Source organism: Streptosporangium sp. G11 (assembly GCF_051192615.1).
In the GTDB taxonomy this organism is placed as follows: domain Bacteria; phylum Actinomycetota; class Actinomycetes; order Streptosporangiales; family Streptosporangiaceae; genus Streptosporangium.
In genome coordinates, this window is sequence record NZ_JBPJUQ010000141.1 from 1 (window position 1) to 11,641 (window position 11,641).

Sequence of the window (11,641 nt, forward strand, 5' to 3'; positions counted from 1 at the left end):
CAGGCCCCAGGGAGCCTTCCCGCGCGGGCCCTCACCCCCGGCCTGAAGGCCGGAGCACTGGCCCGCATCCTGGTAGCCGAAGGCGAGGCCGGTCGCCGGGTCGGCGAAGCCGAGCGATCCGCCGTAGCCGGGGAGCCCGAAGGCGGTCGGGCTGTACCAGAACGCGTCGGGTGTCGGCAGGCCGAAACCGGTACCGATCCGTACGGGCACCCGCAGGACGCGGTCGATGCCACTGGTCTGTTCTGCGGTCGCCGCGGCCAGGGTGCCGGGTGCGAGGATGCGATGGCCGTCGACCTCGCCGATGAGCGCGGCGTAGAAGCGGGCCAGCGCGCGGGCCGTGCAGATGCCGTTGGTCGAGGGCATCTCGGCGGACTGCTCGGCGGGGTCTAGCCAGATCAACTCGGCCGTAGCAGCTCGATGAGGTCCGGGGCGATGCCCGGGAATTTCCGGTCTGCGGTGAGCAGCGCGTCGGCCTTCACCTCGCGGGCGGTCGCGATGATGAGAGCGTCCGGTACCCGAATCGTCAGGTCCGCGGCCCTGAGCAGGGCCGCGCTCTCAGCCGTCGCCTCGTTCACCCCGACGATCCGATCGATGACGGCGGCCCGGAACGCCCCGAGCATCCTCTCGGCCGCGACACCCTTGCGGACCGCACCCACCCGCAGCTCGCCCCAGGTGATCACGGAGATGGCGAACGAGGCCGCCTTGTCCTCCCAGCGGTGAACGGCGTCACGGGCGCGGCCGTGCAGCGCGTCGTCGGGATCGAGCAGGCCGACGATGACGTTGGTGTCGAGCATCACGGTCGGCACCCGTCACCCCCAGCTCTCGCGGCTCGCCTCGACGTCCACGGCCTCGGTGAAGCCCGGGATGGTGCCGATCACATCATCGAGACGGCTGCGGTGCCGCCGGATGGTGATCTGGCCGCCTTCTTCGGCGATGTCGACCAGGTCTCCCGGGTGAAGACCGAGCTTGCGCAGCACCGCCGCAGGCAGGGTCACCTGGTTCTTGCTGGAGATGCGCGCCGGCCCCGTACGCCTGGCACGCGTTTTTTTGCCGTGCTCCATAACCTTTACTTTAACCATCACGAGTAAAGGTTAAACGATGTCGCACGGCGTGTGTGAACGATTTCAGAAAGTTACCGTCCTGTCGCCGACGTCAGCGGGTCAAGGGAGCTGGAGCGTGGAGCCGCCCCATGGATGCTCCCGGTAATGGCGGCCGTCCATGCCGATACGGCCGTTCTCGGCGAAGCATGTCGTTGAAGGCGTCCGGGATGATGGCGGGGATTCGGGGGCGGTGGCGATGTCGTCGGCCAGGGCGGCGTGTGCGAGCACGGTCACGTGGTCATGGTGCAGCCTCCACCTCGGTGCGAATGGGCCCGGGGTCGATGGCGAGCTGGACGAGGACGCCGTATGCCAGGCCGATCGCCTGATCTCGTGCGGCGGTGATTCTGTCGGCGGCGGATCGTACAGTGACCGCATGATCATCGTTTCTGGCTGGATCCGTGTCGATCCCGGTGCTCGTGAGTCCTATCTGCGGGGCTGCGTCAGCGTGGTCGAGCAGGCGCGTGCCTCGTCCGGTTGCCTCGACTTCGCGATCGGCCCCGACCTCCTCGAAGCCGATCGGATCAACGTCTACGAACGCTGGGAGTCCGAGGAAAGTCTCGACGCCTTCCGAACCTCCGGGCCGAGCGACGACCAGACGGCGATGATTCGCGACGCCGAGGTGTCCCGTTACCGGATTTCCGGAGTCGGCCCCGCCTGATCAGGTCGGCGACGGCAGAAGCCGGGTCAGCCGAGCCAGCCGCCCGGGTTCGAACACGACTCGCGTGAGATTCCCGATCCGGTTTTCGGGAAGGTTCCGTAGCGCTTGTGGTGCAGGTGGGCGAAGAAGTAACACATCTCCTCACACTCGGCATCCGGCACCGCCTTTTTGGGATCTTCGGCCACCGCGGCGTAGAAGTCGCGGCCCAGCGCGACGATGAAGCCACGTGCGTAGAGGAAACCGTCATCGGAACCGCCGGTGACCGCTTGGATGTCCGAGCGGTCGATGTCGTAGAGCCTGCTCTCAACCACCCGATCAAGATCCGTCAGTTCGTCCGCGGACAACCCCTCGCTGATGGAGCCGAGATTACTCAGGAACCCCTTCAGAGCGGCTTCGACCACGGCAAGCGGCGGCTTGCCGTGAAGGTCCTCGTCGGGGCCAGGCGTCCGATGTGTCAGCGCCTGTCGTGCCTGATTGACGTCCACCCCCAGTGGTGTCCAGGCAGCCTCCACCAAGCCCCAGAAGCCTTCCTCGTCTCCCGCCGGGAGCCGCCGGTCCTTCATGCTCGTCGCCACCTCTCGTGATCAATCCTGCGATCTGTACCGCTCACAAAACCAGGGGCCACCGACAATTACGTGAGATTGAAGGGCTGAAGTCACATGCCGAGGCGTGACGATCGGCCCAGAGCGGTCATGCCGGAAGCGTGAGGTATCCCGAAGGCGGTGGGCTGACCACTGCCGCGCCTGCCGCACGTGCCGGACGAGAGCGGCCGCGCCGCGAGGCCACTGCCAGGTACGCCGGCCAGGCAGGGCTTCTCCCCTTCCCGACGCGGCCGGCGCCGCGCACGAGGCCCGGCTGAGGCCGGTACATCACCGGCCACGGACCAGCAGTGATGACATCCACCTCCAAGCCGGTCACAAGCGTGATCTTCTACAACCAGGCGTGTGACTGAGATCCCTCCGCGGCAACGCCGATCCGTGTCCCGCCGCACGTTGTTCCTGGGCGGGCTCGGGGCCTTGGCCGCGGTCGGCGTGCCGACCGCGATCGCCATCCTCTCCGGCTCCGGCTCCGATTCGGTGCCCGAGTCCGCGGTCCTCCCCGACTCCACCGTCCTCCCCAGCTCCGCCCACGGTTCAGTGCCCGAGTCCGTCGTTCTCGCCGGTCACACCAGCTCCATCTACTCGATGGCCTTCAGCCCGGACGGCGAGATCCTCGCCGCCGGCGGTGGCGACGACGCGGTGCGGTTGTGGGACGTGGCCGGCCGCGAAACCGTCGCCACCCTCACCGGCCACACCGGCATCGTCTACTCGCTGGCTTTCAGCCCGGACGGCAAGACCCTCGCCGCCTGCAATAACGACGTGGTGCGATTGTGGGACGTGGCCGGCCGCAAGACCATCGCCACCCTCACCAGCGACACCGGCTTCATCTACTCGCTGGCCTTCAGCCCGGACGGCAAGACCCTCGCCACCGGCGGCAACAGGGCGGTGCGGTTGTGGGATGTGGCCGGCCGCGAGACCATCACCATCCTCACCGAGAACATCGACTGGGCCCTCTCGATGAACTTCAGCCCGGACGGCAGAACCCTCGCCACCGGCAATGGCGAAACGGTGCGGCTGTGGGACGTGACCGACCGCGAAAACGTCGCCACCCTCGCCACCCTCACCGGCTACGTCGGCAATGTCCGCTCAGTGGAGTTCAGCCCGGACGGCAAAATCCTCGCCGTCGGCAGTGACGACAACATAGCGGAGTTGTGGGACGTGACCGACCGCGAAACCGCCACCACCCTCACCACGTTCGCCGGCCACACCAGCGGTGTCACAGAGGTGGCCTTCAGCCCCGACGGCAAAACCCTCGCCACCGGCAGTCTCGACGACACGGTGCGGTTGTGGGACGTGGCCGGCCGCGAAAGCATCGCCACCCTCACCGGCCACACCGGCAGTGTCTACTCGGTGGCCTTCAGCCCGGACGGCAAAACCCTCGCCACCGGCGGCGACGAGGACGACCACACGGTGCGGTTGTGGCCGAGGTCGAAGGACTGAGGTCACATCACCGAGGGGTGACGATCGCGGCCCACGGAGCCGCCGGGTGCCGCGCACCGGTGGCTCGGCGGGCCGGTCGCAGGCGGTCGGGACAACGACCACCGCCATCCGCCGGCGGTGACGCGCGCCGTGATCGAGGCCCGCCCCTGGCTGACGGCACTCCAGCCGCGGCCCTGTGCGCCGGAGCCGAACCCGACCGAGGGTGTGCCGGCCAGCATGTCACTCTGGCTCAGGGGGCGTCGATCACGGATTGGTGGGCGACCTGGGGTACCGAGGACCTTCCGTACGAGCCCTTCCGGAATTCCAGCGGTTCACGTGATATCCACATATAGGCTCGAGGAGTGGTGCTTTCCGGGCTTCGCCGTGAGATGGTGCTCGCCGCCATCGCCGAGTTCGACCAGCTGGGCCGTGACGCCTTTCTCAAGCTGTACGGCTATCGCCCCGCCATCGACTACTTCCTCGTCCACGGTGGCAGGCGGTACGACTCCAAGGCGATCGCCGGGGTCGCCCACCGAGGAGTCGGCGGCAGACCCCTGCGTCCTGACGAGTTCTCCGGTGGGAACGCCACCGTCGCCCGGGTGCTCGGCGATCTCGGCTTTGAGATGACGAAACCGGGGCAGGCTACCGAAGTGCTCTCCGTCGAAGACCTCCTGCGGAAGGTCGAGTCGCTCAAGCCCGCCGTGTCTCCCGCGACCGGCGCGCAGAAACGGCACCAGCCGTTGACCCTGCTCTGGGCGATCGGCCGCGCGGCCCAGGGCAAGCCACGTCTCAGGCGGTGGGAGAGCACCCACCGCGAGCTCGGGCGGCTCATCGAGGAGTTCGGTCTCGAAGAGGACCGGCCCAACCCGGAGTTCCCCGTGCTGTGGCTTCACCACCACGGCCTCTGGGATCTGCCCGGCCACGCCAACGTGCCGGCCGCCAGTGGTCGGCCCGCGCAGCAGTGGATGAAAGAGCACCAGCCGGACAGCGGCCTGCGGCCGTGGGCGTATGAGATCGTCACCGACCAGGAGAACGTCCGGGCCCAGATCGTCGTGAGGCTGCTCAGCGCGTACTTCCACGGCGTTGACCACAACAGGCTTCTCGCCAGGGTCGGGCTGGACACGGTGTCCTCCCCGCCCAGCCGTCGCGAGGCCATCGTGGAGCGCGTCATCCGCGACTCCCTGCTCGCCGAGCAGGTCAAGCGCGCCCATGGCCACCACTGCCAGATCTGCGGCGACCGTCTCACTCTCCACCGGGGCTTCTACGCGGAGGGAGCCCACATCCGCCCGCTCGGAAAGCCGCACAACGGCCCCGACGAGCCTGGCAACCTGCTCTGTCTCTGCCCCAACCACCACGTCCTGTTCGACAGAGGGATGATCACCATCCAGGCCGACCTCACGACGACGGACACGGCGTCCGGCGCCTCGCTCGGCCGGCTCCGAGTCACCGAGAACCACGAGATCAGCCAGGATCACCTGGAGTACCACCGGACGTTCATCGCTTAGGGGAGTCGCCCGGATCCCGTGGTCGCGTGGAGTGGGTCAGGACCGTGTTCTCGGGGGATGGGTGGCGTCGTAGCGGCCCCGGTTGTCGTTGATCTCATGTCGGTGAGCGGTGGCCCATGCGCCGAGGGCGACGACGGAGTCCAGCAGTGTCGCGCCGAGTCCGGTGAGCGTGTAGTCCACGCGTACGGGAACGCTGGGGTGGACGGTGCGGGTCAGCAGGCCGTCACGTTCGAGATGGCGCAGCGTCAGGGTGAGCATGCGCTGGGATATGCCGGTCACGGCGCGGTGCAGTTCGCCGAAGCGCAGGGTGCGGTCGCGGAGTTGTCCAATGATCAGGATGCTCCACTTGTCGCCGATCAGCGAGAGGATCTGGAGCACCTGCCGGCAGGCCTCCTCGTCCGGCTCGTCCGGTGCGCGGTCCTCGGTGTTCGCCGCGGAGGGTCGTGTGGAGTCGAGGTGCTGCGGGGCTGAGGAGATCGTCCGGCGGGTCGCCAAGGGTTACCTCCGTGTGCGTTGCCGACATGAATGTGCCGTCTTGTCACTGTCGTAGTGACAAATCATGCTGCTACGAACAAACAGTAAGCGGTCATCGGGCCGGAGTGAGGCAGTACCGGCCCGACCGCCGTGGTGGGAAAGGACTCGTAGTGGTGAAGACGCTTGTCATCGTCGGTGCCGGCCCAGGACTGGGGATGGGCGTGGCTCGCGCGTTCGGCCGTCACGGCTTCCAGATCGGGCTGATCGCCCGCACCAGGGAGAAGCTGGACATCCTGGTCGGTGAACTGGCCGAGCTGGGTGTCACCGCCGCCGCGTTTCCCGCCGATATCCGCGATCGTGACGCGCTCACCGCCGCCCTCACCGCGGCGAGGGACACGCTGGGACCGATCGACGTCCTCGAATACAGCCCCAGCCCCACCGGTCCGATCACCAACGCCGCACAGACCACGGTCGAGTCCGCCACCGCGCAGTTCGAGCTGAACGTGCTGGGCGCGCTGAGCGCCGTGAGCCAGGTGCTGCCGGACATGCGCGCCCGAGGTGACGGCACGCTGCTGCTGACCACCGGCGTCTCCTCGACGGTTCCCGCCCCGTTTCTGGCCAACGTGGGTCTCGCCATGGCCGGCCTGCGGAACTGGGCCCATACCCTGCACGCCGAACTCAAGGCCGAGGGGATTTACGTGGGAACGGTAACGATCGCCTCCGGTGTCGTCTCCGGCGGCGGCGAAGCCGATCCCGACGCCATCGGCGACCGCTACTACCGTATGTACCAGCGGCGAGACCAAGCCGAACAGGTCATCGGCGACCTGGACGTGTTCCGCGCCTTCGTCGCCCAGTACGGAGGAGGGCCCGGCGAACCGGCCACGTCGATCACCGCTGCCGGCTGAGCGGCATCCTCGCCGACGCCATCGACGAACCGACCACGTTCGAAGTGGTCTCCGGCGCGGACGAGGACCACCGGGCGGTCTGCCGGTTTCCTTCACCGGAGCCGAGGTTCCTCCTCGCAGCGCCGAGTCGGAGGGGTTGGTCTGCCGGTGTGACCGTGAGAGCCATCGCTTCGCGGCGGGATGGGGAGGCCGGCGTCCCGGACGTGGGTGGGATCGGGTCCGTGGACGCCGGCCTTTTGTGCGGCCCACGCTCGGCACGGGGGAGCCGTCGGCGTGGGCCGGCTCCGGGGTCAGCCGGGATCGGGGGACGATCCCGGCTGCCCGGAGGTTGGAAAGTCGTGCCCGGCCGGCAGGTCGAACCAGACACCGGTGCCGAGCCGGCCGGTGCCGCACAGGCGGGTCCACTGGGTGCCGCAACGTCCGTGGGTGAGTTCGGCGACGATGCGCAGGCCCCGGCCGCCGAGTTCGAGGTCGTCGATGCGCTCGGGGACGGGCAGGGGGCGGTTCAACAAGTGCTCGATGAGAGAGGTTCCGGCTCCGGCGTCGACGACCTCGGCGCGGACGGGCAGGCCGTGGTCGTACAGGAGGCGTAGTTCGTAGGGGCCGGGGGCGTAGCGGGTGGCGTTGGTGACCAGCTCGGAGACCACGATCTCCAGCTCGTCGAGCACGTCTGAGTCCAGAGACAGTTTGGCCAGCTGGTCGCGGAACAGTTCCCGGGCGCGACGAGCCGCGCTGCCGGGAGGCAGGCACCAGGCGATCATCCGGAAGCGTTTGTGGGGTCTGTCGTACTCGCCAGGGTCCGGAACGTGCTCGACGAGCATCGTTGCTCCTAACGGGTGGGACTGGGGGTAGCCCCGCGATCAGGCCGGCAGATGCTCGGCGGGCTCGCCTGGGTTTCACCCTGGTGGGAAAGCCTGAGGCCAACGGTGATTCCAGGACCGTCGGCGCACAGGGGATGTCTCCATGAAGGCGTACAGACAGGCCGATGGTCATGTCTTTCTGTGACTGCCCGAACACTCGTTGCTGTCACGCCTCGATGATGCAGTGCAGGCCACCTCTCAGGCAAGTCATTCCTAGAAGAAAGTCTTTCCTCTAGGGAGGATGGCATTTTCTTGCCCTGTCCCGAGCGCTACGCTCCCCACGAGGAAGGAGGTGGGCATGCCCATCGAGCCCACGCCGCGACGCCGACGCCTGGGTGCGGAACTCAGACGCGTCCGCGAAGCCCTCGGCTGGACCCAGGAGGAAGCGGCCGCCCACCTCGGCTACCAGTCCCTCTCAACGGTCAGCAAGATCGAGAACGGACTGCAAGGGCTCAGGATCCAGCAGCTTCCGCACTTCTTCGAGGTCTTCGGCATCACCGACACCGCCCTGAGGGAAGAACTCCGCGACCTCGTACGCCGGGCCGGTGAAGCCGACTGGTGGCAACGCTACGAAGGCGTGGTCGACGACCCGCTCGGCGATTACCTCTCCCAGGTGGAGAACGCCAGCGGCCTGTTCGTCTTCAACCCCCTCGCCGTCCACGGACTGCTCCAGACCCCTGAGTACGCCCGCGCGGTGACCGAGGGCAGCAGAGTCTGGAAGACGCCGGAAGACATCGACCACTTCGTGGCACTACGGCTGGAGCATCAGCGCACCATGCTGGAGCGCCGACTTCCGCTGAAGATCTGGACGGTGCTTCCCGAGGGCCTACTACGCCAGGAGGTCGGCGGGCGGGCCTGCATGCGTGACCAGATCGAACACCTGATACATCTCGCCCGCACCAACCCCGCCGTGACGATCCAGGTCCTGCCGTTCTCCGCCGGAGCCCATGCGGGAATGGACGGCCCATTCATGCTCATGTCGTTTCCCGCCGGTCGTGACCTCGTGTGCATCGAGTCCCTGCGCGCCTCCCTGCACCTGAACGAGCCCGAGACCGTCGCGCTCTACCGCACCACCAGCGACCTGCTGAAGTCCGACGCGCTCTCCCCGAAGGCGTCGATACCGCTTCTCACCACGATCGCCAAGGACCCCTCATGAACAAGGACACCCTCGACCCCGACTGGATCGAAACCCAGCTCCACGACGCCCGCTGGCACACCAGCAGCCTCAGCAGCGGCGGCACCAACTGCGTCCAGATCGCCTTCCTGGATCAGGGCATCGTCGCCCTGCGCGACTCCAAGAATCCGGGCAAGGCCCCGCACCTGTTCACCGACGCCGAGTACGACGCCTTCACCGCGGGCATCGAACGCGGCGAACTTCGACGCCCCTGAGCTGTGAGGTCATCCGGGGCGTCGGTGACCACGCCCGCGCGCGCCGGGGACTTCTCCGAGCGGGCTGCGGATTTCTTCCTGTGGCAGCGGGCCCGCGCCGCGACGTGGTCACGTGGAGTTTCCCTCCGTCAGGCGTTCGCCGTCCCAGCGTGACCAGGCGCGTCAGAAGAGGGTACGTACGTGCTGGATGAACGCGAACCACTCGCCTGGCTGGACTTTCTTGTGTCCGTTGCGCAGCAGGGTCAGTTCCGAGGTCCGTCTGAGGGGGACCGGTGATCGCATGATGGCCTCGTTCCGCTGTGCCAGCCTGGTCATTTCCTGCGGTGTGGGTGGTTGGTTGCTCTTGCGGCCATTGCATGGCGCGTGAGCGGGGGCCAGATTCCAGACCGCGTCCAGGTCCAGAGGATCCCGGTCTCTGGAGCGGAGAAGCCTCCTGAACGAGTAGGGGAACACGTGGTCGACGGCGATGTCGTCGCCCGGCGTGAGAGGGGCCGCGCAGATCATGCAGAGCCCCTGCTGGAAGCCGATGACGGCGTTCGTGACGCCGGCGACCGATCGACGACGCTGCCTGTCGGTGATCTGCAGGGTGGTCATGTCCACGTAGACACCATCGAGGAGCAGGCTTCTGCCGATTTCGGCGGTGAAGGATGTCTCCACGATGCTCCAGCGGGCCGACAGTTCACCCCGGAGGCTCGCGGCCTGCTCCGACCGGGCGATGTCGAGGAGCTCCTTGCTGAGCCGGACGACCCGCTCCTTGGAGCGTCCGGTCACCTCGTAGAAGCGGTGCGGTACCTCAACTCCTCCGCTGGGCAGGTTGTGGAACTTCCGCATCACCATCTCGGGCATGGACTTGATGGCCGCCGCCAGCAGTTCTTCGGTGGGGCTCCCGAGCTTGAGTGACTCCGCGGACTCTCGCTCGGCCACCGAGAGGAAGTCCGCTCCTCCCCGTTCGTTCTTCTGAGATGCCTGCGGTGCCTGGTCGAGATGCCGCACCAACTCCATCGCGTACGGCACCGCCAGGTCCCGGAGCAGGATCTCCGACCGGCCCTCGGCGGCGGCGTCCAGGAGCGCGGAGCCGAGGGCGAACTTGTAGGTGCGGGTGTTCGCCCCTATCAGTACGGCCATACGCCACGAGGACCGTGGGCTCCGCTCCCAGTGAGGGAGATCCATCCGCCGCCCCCTTGGTGTGTATTTGCCGAAATACAGGCTATTTTCACCGCTCGTGGAGGGAAGCGCGCACGGCGGAGAAGGCCGGTAGTCTCTGGGACTTCCGAGGGAAGCCGTGCGTGCGCGAAGGAGTGGTCCGAGGTGGGGAAACTCGTGCGGGACAGGATTCCGGAGATCATTCGTGCGGGTGGCGGGGACCCGGTGGTGACCGTTCTCGGGGACGCCGGCTATCGCGAGGCTCTGCTGGAGAAGTTGTTCGAGGAGGCGGCGGAGCTGCGCGAGGCTTCGGCGGACGGGGTGGCGGAGGAGATCGCCGACGTGCTCGAAGTTCTGCGGGCCGTCGCTCATGTCCACGGGTACGAGTGGTGGGACATCGAGAAGGTCGCGGAGGCCAAACGCGCCGAGCGGGGCGCGTTCCTCGAACAGCTCTATCTTGGCTGAGAGTGCCAACCGGGCTGTCTCTCTGGCCTCAGGGACGACAGGTGAGGCGATGAAAGATAGAGCCTGTGGTAGCTAGCGGGGCCACCAGCTGGAGTTGGTCAGAACAGAGGCAATGTCTGCTCGGCTTCGCCCAAGGGCACACCCGCCACGTTGTGCAGCCCGGCAACGGTCAGTGCGTTCCCGCGGGGCAGTTCACGAATGAGCATGCCGAGGAGCAGCCCGGCGCCGGCCGCGTCCCATGGGGCGCGGTGAGGTTGTCCGCCGGTCAGTTTGGTCACCTCGTCGTCGAGCTCGTAGTGGGCGAGGAGTGCGGTCAGGGACCGCCGCTGAGTGTTTCCATGAACGAGGCGGGCGAGTTTGAGCGTGTCGATCAGGAAGGCCGGGTGGATGCCGGGGCAGCGCAGGGACAGCAGCCGCCAGTCCACGTTGACGTTGTGGCCGACGATGGTCGCCCCGTTCAGGCGGCCGGCCAGCTCCGGTTCAACGGCGCCCAGCGGCGGGGCCAGGCCGAGCACGTCGTTGGTCAGGCCGGGTGAGGACCAGGGACGGCGTTGGATGCGTCGTCCGGGATTCACCACCGAGTCGTAGGCGCCTCGCATGTCTGGGCGCCCGTCGACCAGTGGGACGACTCCGACCTCCAGGATCGCCTCGTACTCATGGTCCTGGCCGCCGGTGCCCTCAAGGTCGAAGGCGACCAGAGGCGCGGTGGTCCATGGCTGGTCGTGCATGACACGGCTCTCCTGCGTCAGTCGTCCTCATGGCGGGCTGCGGCGGCGAGCCGGTCTCGCGCCTGGTCGAGCTGCGCCCGCTCTTCGGGGCTCAACTCATAGCCTTGCAGAGCGCGGCCGTGGGCGGCGTGAACATGCGGGTGAGCCACCTCCCACACCTGGTATCCCAGCTCGTGCTGGAGGGCATAACGACGCTGCTCGCCCAGGGCGCTGGTCAGAACATGGCCGTCCTCCACGGCGTCCTCCTCCCGAACGTGTCCCCAGACATCCGAGCACGTTGTGGTGTCAAGTGACGACGGTGAGAGGAGGTGGAAACGCGATGGACTCGTCGTAGGTCCGGCGCGTTTTGAGGCAGTGATAGAGGCAGCCGATCAGACGGTTGAACAGGTGCCGCAG

General features: G+C 67.5%; 17 protein-coding genes. 7 read left to right on the forward strand and 10 right to left on the reverse strand.

The window, feature by feature from the left end; genetic code table 11:
* The 4 genes from ACSDR0_RS47140 to ACSDR0_RS47155 all read right to left on the reverse strand — a co-directional run.
* Window positions 1–399: serine hydrolase (locus ACSDR0_RS47140; RefSeq protein WP_435295517.1), on the reverse strand; the 399-nt coding region annotated here is incomplete at its 3' end.
* Entirely contained in the window at window positions 396–806 is a 411-nt protein-coding gene (locus tag ACSDR0_RS47145; RefSeq protein ID WP_435295518.1) for a type II toxin-antitoxin system VapC family toxin, read from the reverse strand. The genes ACSDR0_RS47145 and ACSDR0_RS47140, both read right to left, overlap by 4 nt.
* A 3-nt stretch (window positions 807–809) precedes the next feature.
* The gene (locus ACSDR0_RS47150) at window positions 810–1,061 is read right to left on the reverse strand and encodes an AbrB/MazE/SpoVT family DNA-binding domain-containing protein (protein WP_435295519.1); all 252 of its coding nucleotides are present in this window, start codon (window positions 1,059–1,061) and stop codon (window positions 810–812) included.
* 99 nt (window positions 1,062–1,160) lie between these two features.
* Entirely contained in the window at window positions 1,161–1,334 is a 174-nt protein-coding gene (locus tag ACSDR0_RS47155) for a hypothetical protein (RefSeq protein ID WP_435295520.1), read from the reverse strand.
* A gap of 139 nt (window positions 1,335–1,473) precedes the next feature.
* Between ACSDR0_RS47155 and ACSDR0_RS47160 the strand changes: the two genes are divergently transcribed.
* On the forward strand, window positions 1,474–1,758 hold the full coding sequence (locus tag ACSDR0_RS47160) for a putative quinol monooxygenase (protein ID WP_435295521.1): 285 nt from the start codon (window positions 1,474–1,476) through the stop codon (window positions 1,756–1,758).
* Between the two features lie 26 nt (window positions 1,759–1,784).
* On the opposite strand, the gene ACSDR0_RS47165 is transcribed toward ACSDR0_RS47160, so the two are convergent.
* Window positions 1,785–2,321, reverse strand: coding sequence for a DUF4240 domain-containing protein (locus ACSDR0_RS47165; RefSeq protein WP_435295522.1), 537 nt, complete (start codon window positions 2,319–2,321; stop codon window positions 1,785–1,787).
* Between the two features lie 381 nt (window positions 2,322–2,702).
* Between ACSDR0_RS47165 and ACSDR0_RS47170 the strand changes: the two genes are divergently transcribed.
* On the forward strand, window positions 2,703–3,797 hold the full coding sequence (locus ACSDR0_RS47170; RefSeq protein ID WP_435295523.1) for a WD40 repeat domain-containing protein: 1,095 nt from the start codon (window positions 2,703–2,705) through the stop codon (window positions 3,795–3,797).
* A gap of 344 nt (window positions 3,798–4,141) precedes the next feature.
* Window positions 4,142–5,281, forward strand: a complete 1,140-nt coding sequence (locus ACSDR0_RS47175; protein ID WP_435295524.1) for an HNH endonuclease — start codon at window positions 4,142–4,144, stop codon at window positions 5,279–5,281.
* A 36-nt stretch (window positions 5,282–5,317) separates the two neighbouring features.
* Here ACSDR0_RS47175 and ACSDR0_RS47180 read toward each other — a convergent pair whose 3' ends face one another.
* The gene (locus ACSDR0_RS47180) at window positions 5,318–5,776 is read right to left on the reverse strand and encodes a winged helix-turn-helix transcriptional regulator (protein WP_435295525.1); all 459 of its coding nucleotides are present in this window, start codon (window positions 5,774–5,776) and stop codon (window positions 5,318–5,320) included.
* A 152-nt stretch (window positions 5,777–5,928) separates the two neighbouring features.
* Between ACSDR0_RS47180 and ACSDR0_RS47185 the strand changes: the two genes are divergently transcribed.
* Window positions 5,929–6,660 (forward strand): SDR family NAD(P)-dependent oxidoreductase, encoded by a 732-nt coding sequence (locus ACSDR0_RS47185; protein WP_435295526.1) that lies wholly within the window; start codon window positions 5,929–5,931, stop codon window positions 6,658–6,660.
* Between the two features lie 290 nt (window positions 6,661–6,950).
* Here ACSDR0_RS47185 and ACSDR0_RS47190 read toward each other — a convergent pair whose 3' ends face one another.
* Entirely contained in the window at window positions 6,951–7,481 is a 531-nt protein-coding gene (locus tag ACSDR0_RS47190) for an ATP-binding protein (RefSeq protein WP_435295527.1), read from the reverse strand.
* A gap of 337 nt (window positions 7,482–7,818) precedes the next feature.
* Between ACSDR0_RS47190 and ACSDR0_RS47195 the strand changes: the two genes are divergently transcribed.
* Complete coding sequence (locus tag ACSDR0_RS47195) at window positions 7,819–8,676, forward strand: helix-turn-helix domain-containing protein (RefSeq protein ID WP_435295528.1); 858 nt, start codon at window positions 7,819–7,821, stop codon at window positions 8,674–8,676.
* A complete protein-coding gene (locus ACSDR0_RS47200; protein ID WP_435295529.1) occupies window positions 8,673–8,909 on the forward strand; it encodes a DUF397 domain-containing protein in 237 nt (78 codons plus the stop codon). The genes ACSDR0_RS47195 and ACSDR0_RS47200 overlap by 4 nt, the downstream gene beginning before the upstream one ends.
* Before the next feature lie 162 nt (window positions 8,910–9,071).
* Here ACSDR0_RS47200 and ACSDR0_RS47205 read toward each other — a convergent pair whose 3' ends face one another.
* Window positions 9,072–10,034, reverse strand: coding sequence for an HNH endonuclease (locus ACSDR0_RS47205; RefSeq protein WP_435295530.1), 963 nt, complete (start codon window positions 10,032–10,034; stop codon window positions 9,072–9,074).
* Window positions 10,035–10,217: 183 nt separating this feature from the next.
* Between ACSDR0_RS47205 and ACSDR0_RS47210 the strand changes: the two genes are divergently transcribed.
* Window positions 10,218–10,517, forward strand: coding sequence for a nucleoside triphosphate pyrophosphohydrolase (locus ACSDR0_RS47210; protein WP_435295531.1), 300 nt, complete (start codon window positions 10,218–10,220; stop codon window positions 10,515–10,517).
* Window positions 10,518–10,615: 98 nt separating this feature from the next.
* On the opposite strand, the gene ACSDR0_RS47215 is transcribed toward ACSDR0_RS47210, so the two are convergent.
* Together ACSDR0_RS47215 and ACSDR0_RS47220 are read right to left on the reverse strand one after the other, a co-directional pair.
* Window positions 10,616–11,245 carry a 3'-5' exonuclease gene (locus tag ACSDR0_RS47215; RefSeq protein ID WP_435295532.1) on the reverse strand — a complete coding sequence of 210 codons (630 nt, stop codon included), beginning with the start codon at window positions 11,243–11,245 and terminating at the stop codon, window positions 10,616–10,618.
* Between the two features lie 17 nt (window positions 11,246–11,262).
* Complete coding sequence (locus ACSDR0_RS47220) at window positions 11,263–11,481, reverse strand: hypothetical protein (protein ID WP_435295533.1); 219 nt, start codon at window positions 11,479–11,481, stop codon at window positions 11,263–11,265.
* Window positions 11,482–11,641: the final 160 nt, after the last annotated feature.